At 43.9% G+C, this 18,603-nt stretch carries 13 protein-coding genes and 2 tRNA genes; 9 read left to right on the forward strand and 6 right to left on the reverse strand.

Annotated elements, in window-relative coordinates; all coding sequences use genetic code 11:
- Positions 1–2: 2 nt before the first annotated feature.
- On the reverse strand, positions 3–1,958 hold the full coding sequence (locus NFS34_RS07245) for a metallophosphoesterase (protein ID WP_251359268.1): 1,956 nt from the start codon (positions 1,956–1,958) through the stop codon (positions 3–5).
- Positions 1,959–2,201: 243 nt separating this feature from the next.
- Here NFS34_RS07245 and clpX point away from each other — a divergent pair, with 243 nt between their 5' ends.
- The 6 genes from clpX (at position 2,202) to NFS34_RS07275 (ending at position 8,902) form a co-directional block, all read left to right on the forward strand.
- Positions 2,202–3,467, forward strand: a complete 1,266-nt coding sequence (gene clpX, locus NFS34_RS07250; RefSeq protein WP_251359269.1) for an ATP-dependent Clp protease ATP-binding subunit ClpX — start codon at positions 2,202–2,204, stop codon at positions 3,465–3,467.
- A gap of 182 nt (positions 3,468–3,649) precedes the next feature.
- Complete coding sequence (lon, locus tag NFS34_RS07255) at positions 3,650–6,073, forward strand: endopeptidase La (protein ID WP_251359270.1); 2,424 nt, start codon at positions 3,650–3,652, stop codon at positions 6,071–6,073.
- 182 nt (positions 6,074–6,255) lie between these two features.
- Positions 6,256–6,528 carry a nucleoid-associated protein HU-beta gene (gene hupB / locus NFS34_RS07260; RefSeq protein ID WP_251359271.1) on the forward strand — a complete coding sequence of 91 codons (273 nt, stop codon included), beginning with the start codon at positions 6,256–6,258 and terminating at the stop codon, positions 6,526–6,528.
- Positions 6,529–6,541: 13 nt separating this feature from the next.
- Positions 6,542–6,617 (forward strand) — tRNA-Val (locus tag NFS34_RS07265).
- An 89-nt stretch (positions 6,618–6,706) separates the two neighbouring features.
- Positions 6,707–6,783, forward strand: a tRNA-Asp gene (locus NFS34_RS07270).
- Positions 6,784–7,015: 232 nt separating this feature from the next.
- Entirely contained in the window at positions 7,016–8,902 is a 1,887-nt protein-coding gene (locus NFS34_RS07275) for a SurA N-terminal domain-containing protein (RefSeq protein WP_251359272.1), read from the forward strand.
- A 48-nt stretch (positions 8,903–8,950) separates the two neighbouring features.
- Here the strand turns inward: NFS34_RS07275 and NFS34_RS07280 are convergent, their stop codons facing one another.
- From NFS34_RS07280 to NFS34_RS07300, 5 genes are read right to left on the reverse strand one after another with little or no spacing between them, the layout of a single operon-like run.
- The gene (locus tag NFS34_RS07280; RefSeq protein ID WP_251359273.1) at positions 8,951–9,733 is read right to left on the reverse strand and encodes an ABC transporter ATP-binding protein; all 783 of its coding nucleotides are present in this window, start codon (positions 9,731–9,733) and stop codon (positions 8,951–8,953) included.
- A 7-nt stretch (positions 9,734–9,740) separates the two neighbouring features.
- Positions 9,741–10,715, reverse strand: a complete 975-nt coding sequence (locus tag NFS34_RS07285; protein WP_251359274.1) for an ABC transporter ATP-binding protein — start codon at positions 10,713–10,715, stop codon at positions 9,741–9,743.
- A gap of 8 nt (positions 10,716–10,723) precedes the next feature.
- Complete coding sequence (locus tag NFS34_RS07290; protein ID WP_251359275.1) at positions 10,724–11,623, reverse strand: ABC transporter permease subunit; 900 nt, start codon at positions 11,621–11,623, stop codon at positions 10,724–10,726.
- A complete protein-coding gene (locus tag NFS34_RS07295; RefSeq protein ID WP_251359276.1) occupies positions 11,620–12,579 on the reverse strand; it encodes an ABC transporter permease in 960 nt (319 codons plus the stop codon). The genes NFS34_RS07290 and NFS34_RS07295 overlap by 4 nt, the downstream gene beginning before the upstream one ends.
- Positions 12,576–14,300, reverse strand: coding sequence for an ABC transporter substrate-binding protein (locus NFS34_RS07300; protein WP_251360302.1), 1,725 nt, complete (start codon positions 14,298–14,300; stop codon positions 12,576–12,578). The genes NFS34_RS07295 and NFS34_RS07300 overlap by 4 nt, the downstream gene beginning before the upstream one ends.
- Before the next feature lie 621 nt (positions 14,301–14,921).
- Between NFS34_RS07300 and NFS34_RS07305 the strand changes: the two genes are divergently transcribed.
- The 3 genes from NFS34_RS07305 to NFS34_RS07315 all read left to right on the forward strand — a co-directional run bounded on the left by NFS34_RS07305 (position 14,922) and on the right by NFS34_RS07315 (position 18,602).
- Positions 14,922–16,217 (forward strand): hypothetical protein, encoded by a 1,296-nt coding sequence (locus NFS34_RS07305; protein WP_251359277.1) that lies wholly within the window; start codon positions 14,922–14,924, stop codon positions 16,215–16,217.
- 277 nt (positions 16,218–16,494) lie between these two features.
- Positions 16,495–17,271, forward strand: coding sequence for a DUF3450 domain-containing protein (locus NFS34_RS07310; RefSeq protein ID WP_251359278.1), 777 nt, complete (start codon positions 16,495–16,497; stop codon positions 17,269–17,271).
- Entirely contained in the window at positions 17,268–18,602 is a 1,335-nt protein-coding gene (locus NFS34_RS07315) for a MotA/TolQ/ExbB proton channel family protein (protein ID WP_251359279.1), read from the forward strand. Before NFS34_RS07310 ends, NFS34_RS07315 begins: the two co-directional genes overlap by 4 nt.
- Position 18,603: the final 1 nt, after the last annotated feature.

Raw genomic sequence — 18,603 nt, forward strand, 5'->3', positions numbered from 1 at the left:
CGTTAACCTTTATCAAAGTATTCAATGATATTATCTCGGCGCTTTAAGATGGAATTAATCTGTTGGCTTTGTAAGTAGTCCCCGAGAGCTTTATTTAACTCTTCCCGATTAAGAGCTTGTAAGGCCTTTTGGAAAGAAAATGATATTTTGGTTGGGGGTTTGAAGCGTTCATTTTGAAATAGTGCATTTTTTACTCTGAATGCGCGGGTGTGATCGATCAGCCATAGTTGAGCGTTCTTTTCTGTATACAGTTCATTGCCCGTATTTCTGTCCTCGTTATGAATGAGCCAATCAAAAATTTGCATAATATCGCGACTCGACTTTTGACTACAAAAACCACTCAGTTTTCGTTTTTCTTGAATCAATTCGCTTTTGCTAACAGAATCTTCAATCCAGTATTGTAAAATCCCTTTCATATTCTTGTAACGGTACTCCATTGTGAAAGGGACCATATTGAGCCCGAGCAAACGATCCAATTTGTAGGCGGCAATATCGTAGACAAATCGATCAGCATAATTTCCTATTCGTTTCCAGCGTTTGTCTTCGAGCTTTGGATCGGTATCAAGGTATTTAAAAATGGCGCGTCGCTGCTTGCCGTCAAGCTCGAAAGTTAGGCGCAAGGGCCGAGTATAAAAATCACCGAGCGTCTTCTCTTCTACAACTTTTGCTTTTTGGTAGAAAGGCGCCAATTGAGCATCGCCAAGATCGTTGGCATAGAGTGGTTTTCGAACCGGATCTGGGGTTGGTTGAGTGTTAGCGCTATCATGCAGATTTAACACTTTTAAGCCGGCAGTATCAATCTGAACCAAGCTTGGGTGGCCTTTGTAATGACTTTGCAGCATACCAGTATCAAGCATGATGACCTTGCCATCAAAGCGTGAACGAACTAGGCGGCTTTTATCGGGAGTATGCCCTAGAAAAATTTGATTAGCATTGAAGTAGTTTAAAGCATGATCAACGGTTAACTCCTCGGAAAATTCATGGCAATACATATTACCGCGATACCAAGTTGGCCCGAAACTATCGAAAATAAGGGAGTCAGATAGCGTTATAAACTCCCGAGCTTTTTTTCTAATCGAGCGTTTATTGAGGGCTCGACTTCTAATTTTGCCGTCAATCAGCGACTGGGCGACATCGTGTCTATCGAGTTTGTTAAAATAATACTTAAATAGCCCAGCTTCGGTTAGTTCTCTCCATAGCGTTGCATATTGAGTCAACTCATCGCGAAATTGTTGATTAAGCTGTTGCTCGCTTAGGCCAGTAGCTAATAGCTTTGGTGAAAAGCCGCCATGAGCGAATAGTTTGTTTTGTTGGCTCAAGATAAAGTCCTTACTCAATAGCCAACGACCATAGTGTCCATCCGGGGAATAGGCTTGGACTAAACCAAAATAACCCAATGGGTAAAGATTGGTAAACTTTGCTTTACTCTCAGCATTGTCTTTTAGCGATGAGTAATCCAAAAAATCCTGATAAACCGATTGGCGTTTTTCGGCAAGCTCTATATCGGCAAAAGAGGCATATTCAGCATCCGAGACGTAGCGCAGATCACCGCGAATATTCATGACTTCATGATTACCCAATACCATATAAAAAGCCCCGCCAGCTTTTTCTGCTTGCACTTCCAGTTGCATAAAAAAGTCGAGAATTTTCCTAGAGTCAGGGCCGCGGTCGAGCAGATCGCCTAAGCTGACGAAAATGCGATCGCCAGCTATCCAGTTGAGCTTTTCATCGATGATTTTGCCTGCTTGTAGCAGAGTTATCATGGTTTGGTAGTCACCATGGACATCTGCCATTACCGTCATCGGCTTAGCGCTTGCGGGTAATGCAGTCATAGCATTGATGGTAGTGGATAGCTGTGCTTTCTGAGCAGAGCGCTCAGCGGCTACAAGCGTCGCGGTGGCTAGGTTGCTAATTTGCAGAAAGACTGCTAACAAAGTGGACGATAGATAGACCTTCATGTCAATGACTCCAAGCAATGATAACCCTTTTTAAATTAGCACAAGCAGCGCGAAAAAAGCCAGAAATTGGCACTTATTTACAAAAGCTATAAATTTGGTAACAAAACGTCATTTTTCTTTTGTTAAGTCAGTTAATTTGATAATGTTAGCCTAAAGTAGACAAATCGCATTGAATTATGCTGAATTAACCCAATTGATGGGGTTTGGCGGCAAAATTTGATTGAATCCCCAGCAGAGGAATAAATGAGCGAAACCACTGATAATAAAACACTCTATTGCTCTTTTTGTGGCAAAAGTCAGCATGAAGTCAAAAAGCTGATCGCAGGCCCACGTGTCTTTATTTGCAACGAATGTGTTGATCTTTGTAATGACATCATTATCGAAGAAGTCAAAGATATTGCCGAAGGCGGCAGTTCGCGGGATTTACCAACGCCACAAGAAATTAGCGCTTTTTTAGAAGAGTATGTTATCGGTCAAGATCGAGCGAAAAAAGTATTATCGGTAGCGGTTTATAACCACTATAAACGTCTCGAAAATGAGCCCCAGTCTTCTGAAAATCAGGACGTAGAATTAGGCAAAAGTAATATTTTATTAATTGGCCCTACGGGTTCCGGTAAAACCTTATTGGCAGAAACTCTAGCTCGTATGCTTGAAGTGCCTTTTACCATGGCCGATGCAACCACTTTAACCGAAGCCGGTTATGTAGGCGAAGATGTTGAGAATATCATCCAAAAATTATTACAAAAGTGTGATTATGACGTAGAAAAAGCTGAGCGGGGTATCGTTTACATTGATGAAATTGATAAGATTTCGCGTAAGTCCGACAACCCTTCGATCACTCGCGACGTTTCAGGTGAAGGGGTGCAGCAAGCCTTATTAAAACTGATTGAAGGCACGGTCGCCTCAGTTCCGCCTCAAGGTGGCCGGAAACATCCACAGCAAGAATTTTTGCAGGTCAATACTGGTAACATTCTGTTCGTTTGTGGTGGTGCTTTTGCTGGAATTGAAAAAATCATTCAAGAGCGTACCGAAAAAGGTGGTATTGGCTTTGGCGCTGATGTCAAAGAAACGCACGATGGTAAAGCGATTGGCGAAATGCTAAAAAATATCGAACCTGATGACCTAGTGAAATTTGGTCTTATTCCTGAATTTATTGGCCGCTTGCCGATTGTGGCGACCTTGCAAGAGTTGGACGAAGAGGCTTTGGTGCGAATTTTAACCGAGCCGAAAAATGCACTGACCAAGCAATACAATAAGCTTCTGATGTTGGAAAATGTTGAGCTTGAGTTCCGCAAAGATGCTTTGCAGGCGATTGCCAAGAAAGCGATGCAACGTCGTACTGGCGCGCGTGGTTTGCGATCGATCCTTGAAGAAATTTTATTAGACACCATGTATGAGTTACCTTCGTTAGAGAACGTCAGCAAGGTGTGCATTGATGCTGCAGTGGTGAAAGGCGAGGCCGAACCGCTTTTGATCTACGATTCACAAGCGAAAGCCGTATCCGAGTAGCACTAAACACCATCAATCAGGGCTCTTTCTGAGCCCCACTTTTTTTGCTCAGATTGCTGTTTGACTCAAGCTATTTTGAGTCGCGGCGAGCGTTCGACGACTGACAATGCAATAACTAAGCTTAACAATAAGCTAGATTCACATAACCAAAGGCTCTATAAGCCTCTATTAGGATAAGCTCGATGCAGACCGAAGATAAAACACAAGCAATTGCCTCCAAACAACTTCCTTTATTGCCATTACGTGATGTGGTGGTTTTTCCACACATGGTGATCCCTTTGTTTGTTGGTCGCGAGAAGTCGATTTTGGCGCTCGAAGAAGCCACCAATGGCGATAAGCAGGTGATGTTGGTGGCGCAAAAAGAAGCTTCCGACGATATGCCAGAGCCGGATCAAATCTACGACTATGGTTGCGTGGCGACTATTTTACAGATGCTCAAGCTACCCGATGGCAACGTTAAAGTATTGGTGGAAGGGGTACAAAGAGCCAAGGTGGTGCAATACACCGAAACTGAGCCTATGTATGTGGCCGAGGTGGAAACGGTGCCGAGTGTTTCACTGAACCCTTCTGAAGAAGATGGCTTGTCACGAGCTGCTTTATCGAATTTCGATAAGTATGTGAAACTTAACAAAAAAGTCCCTAGCGAAATCTTAACATCTTTGTCTGGGATTGATGATCCGAGTCGTTTGGCCGATAGCATTGCAGCTCATATGGCGCTGAATATTCAGGATAAGCAACAGATTCTGGAAATGGATAATACTTCCGAGCGCTTGGAGCATTTGATGAGCAAGATGGAAGGCGAAATGGAGTTGTTGCAGGTTGAAAAGCGCATTCGTAGTCGCGTTAAAAATCAAATGGAGAAAAATCAGCGCGAATATTATTTGAACGAGCAGATTAAAGCTATCCAAAAAGAATTAGGCGAAGGCGAAGAAACTGCTTCCGAGCATGAAGAGCTAGCCAATAAAATTGCTGACTCAGGAATGACCAAAGAAGCAAAAGAAAAAGCTGAAGCTGAGTTGAAAAAGTTAAAAATGATGTCACCGATGTCGGCAGAAGCGACTGTGGTGCGTGGTTATATTGATTGGTTGCTGGGCGTACCTTGGAAGAAACGTTCAAAAGTTAAACATGACTTATCAGCAGCAGAAGAAACGTTAAACGCTGACCATTATGGTTTGGAAAAAGTCAAAGAGCGGATTCTAGAGTATTTGGCGGTACAACAACGGGTGAAAAAACTCAAAGGTCCGGTTTTGTGTTTAGTCGGGCCGCCGGGCGTCGGTAAAACTTCGTTAGGCCAGTCCATTGCTAAAGCCACTGGTCGCAAATATGTGCGAATGGCCTTGGGTGGGGTGCGTGATGAGGCAGAGATTCGCGGTCACCGTAGAACCTACATTGGTGCTATGCCTGGTAAGTTGATGCAGAAAATGAGCAAAGCGACGGTTAAAAACCCACTCTTTTTGCTTGATGAAATCGACAAGATGGCGATGGATATGCGTGGCGATCCTTCTTCGGCCTTGCTCGAAGTGTTGGATCCGGAGCAAAACCATACCTTTAATGACCATTATCTCGAAGTGGATTATGATTTGTCGGAAGTGATGTTTATCGCTACATCCAATTCGATGAATATTCCGGCGCCACTGCTCGATCGAATGGAAGTGATTCGTATCCCAGGTTACACCGAAGATGAAAAAGTGGAGATTGCAACCCGTTATTTGCTACCGAAGCAAATGAAAAATGCGGGTTTGCGAGATGATGAGTTACAGCTATCGGAATCTGGTATTCGCAGTATTATCCGCTTTTACACACGTGAATCCGGTGTGCGTAATTTAGAGCGAGAAATTGCTAAAATTTGTCGTAAGACGGTTAAGCAGCAGCTATTGGCTAAAAAGGAAAAGAAAACCATTAAGGTTCATAAAGGCAATATCGACAAGTACCTCGGAGTACAGCGCTTCGATTATGGCCGTGCTGGCGAGAGCAATCAGATTGGTCAAGTCACCGGTTTGGCTTGGACCTCGGTTGGTGGTGAATTATTGACCATAGAGTCGGTGGTGGTCGATGGTAAGGGCAAAACCAGCTTTACCGGACAGCTCGGTGATGTGATGAAAGAGTCGATCCAAGCGGCCATGACGGTGGTTAGAAGTCGTTGTTTGGCGCTGGGGATTGAACCTGAGTTCCATGAGAAAAAAGATATCCATGTGCACGTTCCAGAAGGCGCTACGCCAAAAGATGGCCCTAGTGCTGGTATTGGTATGTGTACTGCCTTGATTTCTAGTTTAACTGAGATCCCGGTGAGGAAAGATGTGGCTATGACTGGTGAGATCACTTTGCGAGGCGAGGTCTTACCAATTGGCGGCTTGAAAGAAAAATTGCTTGCCGCACACCGCGGTGGCATTAAAACCGTCATGATCCCTAAGGATAATGAGCGTGATTTAGCTGACATACCTGCTAATATTAAGAAGGATCTGGAGATAAACTGCGTGAAGTGGATCGACGAAGTGATTGATATTGCATTAGAACGTCCACCAGAGCCGCTAAAACCGTCCAGTTCTGGCAAGAGCAAAGGATCCGGCAAGAAGGGAACATCGAAAGCCGATATTCATCCTCATTAAGTGTTTGAAATTTGCGCAAAGGCCCTGTATTTAAGGGTTTTTGCGCTTTTTGGCCGGAATTTTCTTGACACCTTTAAGCGCTAGTTGTTATAACAAACAACCTAATTTGAAACCATAGTTACAGAAATGGTTTTTTACCCGTAACAGGATCCTAAATAACTCAAGAATTAAGGGGAAAGTGAGTGAATAAATCAGAATTAATCGATGCAATTGCAGCAGGTTCAGACATTTCAAAAGCAGCTGCAGGTCGTGCATTAGACTCAATGATCGGTGCCATCACAGAATCATTACAAAAAGGCGAATCAGTCTCATTAGTTGGTTTTGGTACTTTTTCAGTAAAAGAGCGTGCTGCACGTACTGGCCGCAACCCTCAAACTGGCGAAACTATCCAAATTAAGGCCGCAAAAGTTCCTGGATTTAAAGCTGGTAAAGCGCTTAAAGACGCGGTAAACTAGCCGCCGTTTTTCTGGGTGGTTAGCTCAGTTGGGAGAGCATCGCCCTTACAAGGCGAGGGTCACTGGTTCGAGCCCAGTACCACCCACCAAAATTCTTTAACTATCGACTTTAGGGTTTGCATAGGGCAAAGAATTAGTCTTTTAAGTGACCCTGAACTTAAGCTTAAAAGACTGTGTTGGAGCGGTAGTTCAGCTGGTTAGAATACCGGCCTGTCACGCCGGGGGTCGCGGGTTCGAGTCCCGTCCGCTCCGCCATTATTTTTAAACGCGCCCTTTGGCGCGTTTTTCTTTACGATTGCTGTAAAGTCACATAGCTTTGTTAATAATTTTAACAAGCCTAGTCATTTACTAAAGTAAACTCCATAGGCTTTTTATAAAATCATTGCCGCGCTCTTTGACTTTTCGCCAAGCGTAAAGCTCAGTAGAAGTTTGTAGTAAGATATTATCTTGCGATTATTATTCGAATAAATTTAGTAGGTACTTAGCTATGATGCTAGAAAGAATACAAGAAAAGATGCAAGGACCTATAATGAAGGTGATTTTGTTCATCATCATTATTTTCTTTGTGTTTGCAGGTTACTTTAGTGCGAACCTTTTCACCAATGACGGCGGCACGGTGGCCGAAGTGGATGGGATCACTATCAGCAATGCCGAAATCGATGAAGTGATCGCCCGACAGCGTCGAGCAAATGCTAACTTCGATCAGCAATATCCTACCGAAGCCAGTAAAGCGGCTTTACGTCTTCAGATCCGTGAGCAGCTGATCAATGATCGAGTTGTCACCAGTAGTATCGCACAAACAGGCCTGACGGCCTCCAAATCGCAAATTACTACTGAAGTGCGTAAGGTTCCTCAATTTCAAGTAAATGGGGTGTATGACCCAGAGATGGCGAAAACCATCTTAGCGCAAAATAATGTACCTTATTCTGAGTTCGAGAACCGTATCAGGGCGCAAATTACTCGCGATCAATTCAATAAGAGTGTCTCTGATTCAGGCTTTACTTTGGATCAAGAGATTGAAACTTTCTACCGTATTCAAGAGCAAACTCGTGATGCCAAACTAGTCAAAATTCCTCAAGCAAAATTCGCTGAAGGGATTAGTCTTGAAGAAGCGGAAATCCAAACCTATTACGAGCAAAATGCTGCTGAGTTCGCCCAAGCTGAAAAAGTTAAAATCGATTACATCTTAGTTTCCAAAGATCAGCTAGCGAGCCAAATTAAAGCAGCTATCAGCGATGAGCAGATAGCAGAATTTTATCAACAAAATAAAAACCAATATATCGCTCCCGATAAAATTCAAGTAGCGCATATTCTGATCACTAACGACGAAGATAATGCCGAGCAAAAAGCAACAGATTTACTAACCCAAATTACCAATGGAGCCGACTTTGCTGAGCTGGCTAAAGAGCATTCAGCGGATACTTTTAGCGCGCAAAATGGTGGCGTGTTAGATACAACCGATGCCGCCGAAGGTAATAGTGGTTGGGTTCCTGAGTTTGAAGCGGCTGCTTTAGCTTTAACTCAAGCGGGCGAATTATCCGAAGTGGTTAAAACTGACTTTGGTTACCATATTATTAAATTGGTTGAGCGTAGCGCGGGAGATGTGCAAGAGTTAGTCGCCGTAAGCGATACCATTAAAGATCGTCTGGCTAATGAGCAAGCGGAAAGCGAATTCTTTAGCAAGCAAGCGACCTTAAACGATGCGATTTTTAGTACCGAAACTATCGCCGAGCTGGCTAAAACCGCTGGTTTGACTTTGGCCAGTTCCGGTTGGTTTGAACAAGGACAAGCACCTGTAGATTTAAATCATCCAGCTTTGTTAGAGCAAGCTTTCAGCAGCGCTAACATCCAATCCAAAGAAATTAGTGATGAAATTAAGCTGAGTGATCAGTCAATAGCTTATATTGTGGTGACTGATTATCAAGCTGAAGGCACCAAGCCTTTAGCGGAGGTTAGCCAGCAGATCCGCGATCGCTTGACTCAAGCAAAAGCGGCAGAGGCTGCTAAAGAGTTTGCCGAGAAAGTGAAGCTTGAACTAGAGGCAGGCAAGGATGTTGCCGAGCTATTAGCGACTAAAGAATTGACTTGGATAGAAAGTAGCGGTTTTGCTTCCAGAGACGCGGCGCTAGATCCGGCGTTATTGCAAGCTTTGTTTAAGCAAAAAGCGCCAGTTGATGCGCCAACTATTGCGGTTGACGAATTAACCACGGGTGATTATGCGCTTGTTGAGCTGCGTAAAGTTAACTATCCCGATTTGTCTAAGTTAGATGAAGCGAAAAAGAATCAGTACAAACTGCAGTTGGCCTATTTCAATTCTCAAGGCGATTTACAATCATTGCTAAAAGAGTTACGAGAAAAAGCTGATATTAAATAGATCCTTAGTTGGTGATTTAGTAAAAAGCCCTTGTCAATAAGGGCTTTTTTATTTCTTTCGTTGATAGCCGCAAGAGGCTGTCATTAGTTTTTGGGTGTACTGAGATTGCGGCTGACTAAAGATCTGCTGTACAGGGCCATACTCCACTTGCTCTCCTTTATTTAGTACCAACACCTTATCACTGAAGTGTTCTACTAGACCCAGATCGTGGGAAATAAAGACATAAGCTAATTGTAATTCTTCCTGCAGATCGAGTAATAAATTAATAATTTGCGCCTGTACTGAAACGTCCAACGCCGAAACTGGCTCATCGGCAACGATCACTTTAGGGTTAAGCATCAGCGCCCTGGCAATAGCAATCCGCTGCCTTTGCCCGCCAGAGAAAGTATGCGGGTAACGATCGGCATATTCAGTTCGCAAGCCAACCATTTCAAGCTTTTCTGCAACCCTATGTTTGATTTGGGTATTATTAAAACCCTTTGCATTGATCAATGGCTCCGCAAGAATTTGTTGGATGGTCGCGCGAGGATTAAAGGATGTGCGCGGGTTTTGAAAAATCATGCGGATTTGTTTAAACCATTGAAAGTGCTTTTGTTCGAAAACGTTGACCCCATTTAACAATAAATCACCAGAGTTAGGCTTCTCTGCACCCACTAGAATTCTTGCTAGGGTAGATTTCCCCGAACCAGATTCGCCGACCACGGCCAGGGTTTGTCCTGGATTAATTGAGAAACTGATTCCTTTTAGCACTTCCAGATAACGATCTTTTAGAGGGTTATTGGAGATTTTATAAGATTTGCGAAGTAGTTTTGCGGTAAACAAATTGGCCATAAGCTCTCTACTCCTTTTCTAACAGCGGATAATGGCAACGAATTTGTCTGCCTTGTAGGTTTCGTAACTTAGGCATTTCGACACAGCGACGACTGGCGTAAGGGCATCGCGGCCCAAGGTTGCAACCAACCGGCAGGTGGCGCATTGGCGGAGTAGAGCCAGCTAAATTGTAGAGCCGACGGCCCTTTTTATAATGCATCCCAAAATGCGGTACGCTATCCAATAAGGCTTTGGTGTAAGGGTGGTAGGGTTCGCTCAGTAATTTATACGTTCTGCCAGACTCAACAATTTGTCCTGAGTACATCACACTAACTTTTTCAGTAGTTTCCGACAAAATTGAAAAATCGTGAGTGATCAGCATCAAAGCCATGCCGAGCTCTTCGTTTAGTCGCATCAATAGATCGAGGGTTTGCGCTTGTATCGTTACGTCCAAGGATGTGGTGGGTTCATCTGCGATCAAGAGTTTCGGCTCGCAGGCTAGCGCCATCGCAATCATTACCCGCTGGTTCAAACCGCCGGATAGCTGGTGTGGGTATTCGCGGTAACGGCGCTTGGCATCGTGGATCCCAACCGCGGTTAAGAGCTCCAATGAGCGCTCGCGACATTGCTTGCGGTTGCCACCTTTGTGAAAGCGAACCGTTTCATCGAGTTGAAAGCCGATGGTTAACGATGGGTTTAAGCTCGATGTTGGATCTTGGAAAATAATCGAAATATTGTCGGTGATCAGCTTCTTTCGCTCGGCGCTAGGCATCCGGATAAGATCTTTGCCTTCGAGACTAAACAATTCCGCTTGGGCGATAGCCGCCGGCGATAATAGCTCGGCAATGGCCAGCGCCATAACGCTTTTACCGGAACCCGATTCGCCAATTACTCCGGTAACTTGCCCTGGCTCAATTTGAAAGCGAGCCTGATCCACGGCGGTTACTAACCCATGATCCGTTTTAAATTTAACCGTCAGATTTTCGATTTGTAATAAGCTCATCTCGTTACCTATTGGTTAATTTGCGGATCGAGCGCATCGCGCAATCCATCGCCAACCAAATTGACTGATAAAATGGTTAAGAATATGGCTAATCCTGGCAATACCATAGTCCAAGGGGCATATTGGATATAGGCTCGCGACTCGGCCAGCATGGTTCCCCATTCCGCGATTGGCGGCTGCGCTCCCAGTCCTAAAAAGCCTAAGGCGGCTATGTCCAGTAAAGCCGTGGAGAAACTGAAAGTGGACTGAATAATCAAGGCTGGAACTATATTAGGGCCAATGTGCTTGAATAATAAGCGCTTAGAGTTAGCACCATCGAGTTTAACCGCCATGCTGTATTCTTTATTCAGTTCTTGCGAAATGGCGCTTTGAGTCAATTTTACAAATTGCGGAATAAGCACCAAAATCACCGCATAGACGGCATTAATCAGCCCCGGCCCAATAACCGCGACCACTGCAATGGCCAGTAACAGCGATGGCAAGGAAAGCAAGATATCCATAAAGCGCATTAAAAGACTGCGCAGCATCTGCGGGATCAGCGAGGCGATCGCACCAAGAAAAACACCAATCATGCCTGAAGTAAGAACGATAAACACTGACAACACCAGCGACAATCGAGCGCCGTATAAAAGCCTTGAAAAGAGATCTCGACCTAAATCATCGGTGCCCAAAAAGTGTGGGAAGTTGCCCAGTGGATTCCATAAGGGTGGCTGGAATGCACGGCTGCTGTATTGTTGAGCCGGATCAAAAGGCGCGATCCAAGGACCAATAATGGCTAATAAAATGATTAAAAGTAAAAACAGGCTACCAATAACCGCACCATTATTGTGGCTGAACATTTGCCACGAGGGGCGCGAGGACCATTGTTTTAGGCGCAAAGAGAGGCTGCTGACTTTGGCGTAATTCACAGTGGTCTCCTTTTTCGCGGATCTAAGTAGTTTGATAGTAGATCGAGCAGCAAATTAAAAATAATGACAATAGAGGAGATGGCCAAAATCCCGCCTTGGATGTTGGCGTAGTCTTGGCGCGAAACGGCATTCAAAAGCCACGTGCCAACGCCTGGCCAAGCAAAGATGTATTCAGTAATGATGAGTCCCGTCATAAGGATACTGATTTGCAAACCACCTATGGTAAGTAATGCTTGCATCGCGTTTCTCAGCGCATGCACCCGAATGATCCGCGACTCGGATAAGCCTTTTGAGCGAGCCGTGCGGATGTATTCAAACTTTAAAATATTGACCAAGGAAGAACGAGTCATGCGCGCCATAATGGCCATGGGTACCCAACTTAAGGTGATGCTGGGAAGGATCAGGTGTTTGAGCGCATTATAAAAAGCCTGATAACCATATTGGTTGCTACTGATTAAGCTATCAATCAACATGAAGCGGGTAACTGGTTCGATGTGGTATTCAAAACCAATTCGTCCGGCTACTGGAGTCAATCCTAAATGTAAAGAGAAAAACAGCACTAATAGTAAGCCCCACCAAAAAATGGGCATGGAATAGCCGATAAGGGTTGCGCTCATCAGGCCATTGTCGATCCAGCTTCCTTGGTTTTTAGCGGCGAAAATGCCCAGTAATAAACCGAATACAATTGCCATCATTAACGCTAAAGTTAGCAGCTCGAAAGTGGCGGGGAAATGTTTTAAAAAGTCAGTGAGTACCGAGTTTCCCGAGATGTACGAGTAGCCCCAATCGGCTTGAAACAAATGTCCCACATACTCAAAGTATTGGCCAAAAGCAGAGCTGGCTTGGTAAGGAAAAATGGGTACTGCTGCCTGTTGGCTGATATAGAAGGTGAGCAAGGTCAAACCAATAAAACTAACAACCGCGGTAAACAGTAAGCGTAGTAGGGTAGCGATCATGGTTTCTCGTCTCCCGCCATTGGCTCAGCTTCCAGCGGTTGTAGCGGATTATCTGTCTGAGGGTTATCAGTTTGGGGATTATCTATTTTGGGACTGTCCGCCTGAGGATTTAGAAACGATACGCCTTCAAAACTAATACTGCCTAGGGGCGAGAGTTGCACTCCGTTTAACTGATGATTAAACAATAAACTATTTTGCGCATAAGCAATGGTGAGCCAGGGTTGTTCTTGTTGGAACATAGCTTGCGCTTGTTGATAGAGCTTTTTTCTTTGCTCAGGATCAGTTTCCAAGCGCGCTCGCTTGATAATGCGGTCAAAGTTTTGATTACACCAGCGGGCGTAATTGCCACGGTTTTGACTGGCTAAGCAACTTAGTAAGGGAGTTAAAAAATTATCGGGATCGCCATTATCGGCATTCCAGCCTAGCAGCACGGTTTGGTGATGGCCGAGGCGAACGCGACGCAAAAAAGTTCCCCACTGAAAACTGATAATTTGCGCTTTGACGCCAATCTCGGTTAAGTCTTGTTGGATCATCTCCGCCATCTTACGCGCGTTGGGGTTATAGCCTCTTTGTACCGGCATGGCCCAAATATCAAGCGATAGCCCTTTATCGTAGCCAGCCTCGGCAAGCAAGCTTTTAGCCTTGGCGGGGTTGTAAACAATAGGCTGCGGCGGTTTTTGGTAAGCCCAAGAGGTGGTGGGAATAGGGCTGTCAGCAATGGTTGCTTGTTGGTCATAGACCGCGCGGATAATGGCTTTGCGATTTATCGCATAACTTAGCGCTTGGCGTACTTTGGGCTGGTTAAAGGGCGCTTTTTCGGTATTAAAAGCCCAATAAGCAACATTTAAACCCGCAATTTGGTTGGACTGGATCTGAGCTTGTTGTTCTGCCAATTTAAGGTGTACCGGTAGCGGGTAGCGCATTATATCGCACTCGCCGGCGGAAAAGCGTGCAAAGCGCATCGCCGGATCTGGAGTGATGGCATAAACCAAGTTTTGGATTGCACTGACTCCTGCGAAATGCTCTTCGAAAGCTTTAAAACGCAGCAGTGAATCTACTTGGTAATCTACTAATTGAAAAGGGCCTGTGCCGATAGGAGCCTTGTCAAACAGCTCGAGTTGATTCTTTTGTGCCAATACTTCGGCATATTCCTTGGATTGGATCGGTAAATAAGGCGTTGCGAGAATCGCCAAAAAAGGGCTTTCGGGGCGGTTTAGTTGAATTTCAAGCTGATGTTCGTCAATTTTGCGAATATTTTGGATTAATTGAGCAAGTCCTTGGCTTTGGAAATAGGGGTAACGGCCTTTGGCCGCTTGATAAAGCGGATGCATAGGATCCCGTTGTCGCTCGATACTAAAAATCACATCATCAGCATTTAATGAGCGAGTTGGAGAAAAGTGTTGGTTGGAGTGAAAAGCTATATCCTTCTTAAGCTTAAAGCGATACTGGAGTCCATCTTCGGATATTTCCCAAGATTCCGCTATCCGTGGGCGCAGGTTGGTCGTTCCTGGTTCATAATCGAGCAATTGATTAAAAATAGTCGGACTAGTGGCATCGACTGTGGTGCCGGAGGTGCTGGTTTGCGGATTTAAAGTCACTGGACTGCCTTCGGCGCAGTAGACCAGTAATTCATTGTTTATATCGGCATTTTGAGCTTGGGCTGAGGTTTTTGTGGAATTTGAACTGAGATCAGAAGCTTGCTTACAAGCCGTAACCAGCATCAAAAGTAGCACCCAACCAGACGCCACAAGTATCAATGAAAGTTTTGCCGTCAAACTTTTCAAGCGTTTACCTATTGATCTTTTTATTTCAGGTAAAGTTAAGATCCTAATCATAGCAAGGATTCGTCGAATTCACTACAAATCAATGATTTATGTCGCTTTTATGTGTCACTTTACCATTGGTAACTTGGTCATAGCTCGCAAAATTGTAAACTAATAGTAAATTGAGAGCTTAGTTATTGAAATCTAACGATATTAAGTTGAAAGCCCTATGGTTATTACCTATACTGAAAGACCGCGGTGTGAAAACCGAACTTAAATCGAGGCATTTATAGCCTGTGTGATTTCGATAATTCGGTTGAAAAATCGCGCTAAGTAATTTGCAAGCTTTTGATTAGCTTAATGGGATCTCATTAAAATATAGCCGATAGCTAGCCAGCAATGGTTTTTAATAAGTAGTAGCTTTTTGTAAAGCGTTTCAAGGAGCCCGATTGAAGTTAAGTTGCTTGAGTTGACATGAGGCTATGCCTTTAATTGAATTCAAGCAAGCAGCAAAATCGAAAACCGAAAAGATAGATACAAAGACAGAACAAGGTTTAATGGAAGGTTAGTGATAGATTCATGCAAAAACGTTATATCGCACTCATAATTGGATTCTCAATGGTCACTTCGTTGGCACAAGCGGAGTCTCAGTTGAGCTCGAAAAAAACTTTGCAAGAGCAATCGACTAAACAAGAAGTGAGCGATAAGGCATTAATTCAAAGCAGCTCCTCATCAAACTACCAAGAGTTTTTAAAACTATCGCAGTCGCTGATGACAAAAGCTTTGCCCAAGCCGCTTGATTTTAAGCCCAATGCTTCGCTTTCAGCTTATTCCTCTTCGCCTTCGTCTGTTTCGCCTGCAGATAGTCCGGCTATTTTTATTGAACAAGAAATTTTAGACAGCATGCAAGCTGACTCGGTAGCTGATGATAAAGATACTCAAGGCCAGTGGTCAGTATCTTTTGACTTAAGTCGGATCGAGGCCGATTCAGCCGGCTTGAACTTTAATACGCCATTTTCCAATCGGGCCTACCCAAATTTTTATGACTGGGAGTTGGGCAGTAGCCTAGTCTCGGCAGATCAAACGTCACGTTTTTATGTCAACTATGGCAATCGAAAAGTACCTATTTCTATTAGTTTTGACGAGAATCCAACCGATAATTTTTCTCGGCAAGATTTAAACCTTGGGTTTGAGCAAAGCTTCGATCAAAATTGGGCGGTGTCTATTGCCTATTTAAAAACGGATCAACAGCTGGATCGCTTAGGACAGGGAATTTTAGAGCCCAATTCGTTGCATGAAGTTAACTATTCGTTCGATATTAGTCAGCCGAACCAAATAGAAACATTGAATTTTTCGCCTTTTAATCAGAACCGTGGTGCGGGCAATTTTTTATTTGATGATGTATCGGCGATTGAAATTAAAGTTTCAAGACAGCTGGGCCAATCATTTTCATTAAACGCTAAGGCTTCCGAGCTTAAAGCTCAGGTGGCGGAACTTGGTTACTTAAATCCGAGTAACCCTAATCCTTATCCTTTGGATCTCAATAAGCTAGCATTAGCTGGTCAGTATCAGGTTAATGACCATTGGTCGTTGGATGCCAGCTTGGAAAAAGAGAGTGGTCACTTGTTAGCTGCTCACTCTGAAAACAGTAACAATACTAATCATTTTGACGCCACTACTTTAGACATTGGTGTGCAATACCAATCTAACTGGGAAAATGTTGGAGTGGTGATTCGGATCGATCTGATGAATTTATTAGGGTTGGAAGAAAATGCTGACACCGTAAATCGTTACGGTTTGGATCAAGACGGTTTAGTGCCTTTTAGTTTCGATACTCCTAAGTACATAAAACTAAGCGGCAGCATCAACTTTTAAACTGGAGATATTAGACCAGTTTTAGGTTGTTCAATAAATGGACAACCAAGAATAGGCATAAGTTTTTCGCTTAAAGTTAATTCAGTGATTAAGTGTGGAAAAGCGCAAATCCTTGGTTGACGCCTATTTGCTTTAACCTTATAGTTGGCCTCTTTGCTTTTTATAGTGGTCTATTTATAAGCTTTAGCGGGAAGAGGTTTTTTTAACCCCTTTTCGAAAAACAGTCGTTTATACGACTGATAACAATAGATTTCTAAGTTGAAATTTGGGTATGTATATGAATAAAACATTAACACTAAAGAAAACAGCGGTGGCCGTTATCACCAGCGCTATCTTGAGCGGAGCGGCACTCGCCGGGCCATTCGAGTCGTCGGTTACGGTTGAAAAACGTATCGACAAGGCAGCAGCATCTTCGCAAACTAAAATTGACAAGCTTGCTGAGCAAGCAGCTGATGCGGCTTTTGAATACCGTAATACGCTTAGCCGTGTAGACAGTCTTGAGACCTTTAATGCTCAATTAAGACGTCAAGTTGCTAGCCAAGAAAAAAGTATTGGCAACATGGCCGGCGAAATGGAGTCTATCGACGAAACCGAAAAAGGTGTTTTGCCTTTGATGGATGAGATGATAAAGACTCTCGATCAATTCGTTTCTTTAGACATTCCTTTTAATATCGAAGAAAGAACCGCGCGTGTTCAAAACTTGTACAAGTTAATGGATGATGCCGGTGTTTCAGTTTCGGAAAAATACCGTAAAATTTTAGAAGCTTACCAAATTGAAATGGGCTACGGTAACGTGATGCAAGCGACTGCTGGTGAGATCGATGCTGATGGCACTTCGATTCAGGTAGATTTCTTGCGCGTAGGTCGTACTGCTTATGTGTATCTTTCAAAGGATGGCACTAACGGTCGATATTGGGACAAGTCAGCGAAATCGTGGGTGGATTTACCTAGCGAATTCGTTGAGGAAGTAGGCGAAGCGATTAAGATGGCTAAAGGTATCGCGCCTGCTGAATTGTTTGAAGTACCAGTTCCAGTAGCGGAGGCCGCACAATGAAAAAAATAATTAGTTTATCTTTAGCTGCGGTGGTTGGTTTAACGGCTAACTTTTCTGCACCTGCAGCCACGACACTTGATGATTTATTGCGTGAAGTGCGCAATCAAGAGCGCTTACAGCAGCAGGTTAACCAACAGCGTGAAGCTGAGTTTCGTGCCAATAAGGCTACTCAAGAGCGTAAACTACGCGATGCGCGTAACAAATTAGCCTCAGCGGAAGCTACTGCTAATAACTTACAAGCACAATTCCAAGCGAACGAATTGAAATTGACTGAACTTGAAACCGAGTTGCGTGCAAAGCAAGGTAACTTGGGTGAGTTGTTCGGTGTGGTGCGTCAAGCGGCTAACAGTATTCAAGGTGACTTGAAAGCTTCTTTGATCAGTGCCCAATACCCAGGGCGTGATATGTTGCTAGAAAACTTGAACGATTCTGGTACTCCAAGCATGCAAGAACTGCGCGATTTCTACGTCTTGTTATTACAAGAGATGACCGAGCAAGGCAAAGTGACTACTTTTACTGCTGATGTAGTTAACACCGCTGGTTTAACTGAGTCGCAAACGGTTAAGCGTATTGGTGCTTTCAACTTGACCTCGGGTGATGACTACCTTTTCTTCGAAGATGGAAAAATCAATACCTTACAAGTACAGCCAAATGCTCAAGTATTAAATGCATTGTCTGCTTACAATGGGGTTTCTTCAGGTTACGGCGGTATGTATCTGGATCCTTCAAAGGGCGGTATCTTACAGCTTGAGAAGTTGAAAATGAGCTTGCCTGAGCGTCTTTGGAAATATAAAGGTGTCGCTGGCTGGGCTGTATTAGTCCTATTAATTGTGGGTGTAATCATTGCACTTGAGCGCTTGTTCATGCTGTATGTAGTAACAGGACCTGCAATCAATTCGCAAAAGAAAAACTCTACGCCTAAAAACAACCCTCTTGGTCGCATCATGAAAGTTTATCTTGCGAACAAGAACGAAGATACTGAAAATCTAGAGTTGAAGCTTGATGAAGCGGTATTAAAAGAGACGCCAAAAATTGAGCGTGGTATCAACCTAATTAAAGTAATTGCTGCCCTTGGCCCATTGCTAGGTCTATTGGGTACCGTTACCGGTATGATCGAAGTATTCCAATCGATTACTTTGCACGGTACAGGCGACCCAAGAACTATGGCTGATGGTATTTCTAAAGCCTTGGCCACCACAGTTTGGGGCTTGTTAGCAGCGATTCCATTAACCTTCTTGCATGCCATTGTTGCAGGTAAGAGTAAGAACATTATTCATACTCTTGAAGAGCAAAGTACTGGCTTGATGGCTTCGCACGAAGAAAACGCATAAG

The organism is Kangiella sp. TOML190 (assembly GCF_023706045.1).
Taxonomy (GTDB): Bacteria; Pseudomonadota; Gammaproteobacteria; order Enterobacterales; family Kangiellaceae; genus Kangiella.

Bases quoted from the DNA above. Each gene is read 5' to 3' on its own strand.
- NFS34_RS07295 (WP_251359276.1), bottom strand. From the start codon at position 12,579: ATGATCGCTACCCTACTACGCTTACTGTTTACCGCGGTTGTTAGTTTT.
- NFS34_RS07280 (WP_251359273.1), bottom strand. From the start codon at position 9,733: ATGGCCAATTTGTTTACCGCAAAACTACTTCGCAAATCTTATAAAATC.
- NFS34_RS07285 (WP_251359274.1), bottom strand. From the start codon at position 10,715: ATGAGCTTATTACAAATCGAAAATCTGACGGTTAAATTTAAAACGGAT.
- lon (WP_251359270.1), top strand. From the start codon at position 3,650: ATGCAGACCGAAGATAAAACACAAGCAATTGCCTCCAAACAACTTCCT.
- NFS34_RS07275 (WP_251359272.1), top strand. From the start codon at position 7,016: ATGATGCTAGAAAGAATACAAGAAAAGATGCAAGGACCTATAATGAAG.
- NFS34_RS07315 (WP_251359279.1), top strand. From the start codon at position 17,268: ATGAAAAAAATAATTAGTTTATCTTTAGCTGCGGTGGTTGGTTTAACG.
- NFS34_RS07305 (WP_251359277.1), top strand. From the start codon at position 14,922: ATGCAAAAACGTTATATCGCACTCATAATTGGATTCTCAATGGTCACT.
- clpX (WP_251359269.1), top strand. From the start codon at position 2,202: ATGAGCGAAACCACTGATAATAAAACACTCTATTGCTCTTTTTGTGGC.
- NFS34_RS07310 (WP_251359278.1), top strand. From the start codon at position 16,495: ATGAATAAAACATTAACACTAAAGAAAACAGCGGTGGCCGTTATCACC.
- NFS34_RS07245 (WP_251359268.1), bottom strand. From the start codon at position 1,958: ATGAAGGTCTATCTATCGTCCACTTTGTTAGCAGTCTTTCTGCAAATT.
- NFS34_RS07300 (WP_251360302.1), bottom strand. From the start codon at position 14,300: ATGCTGGTTACGGCTTGTAAGCAAGCTTCTGATCTCAGTTCAAATTCC.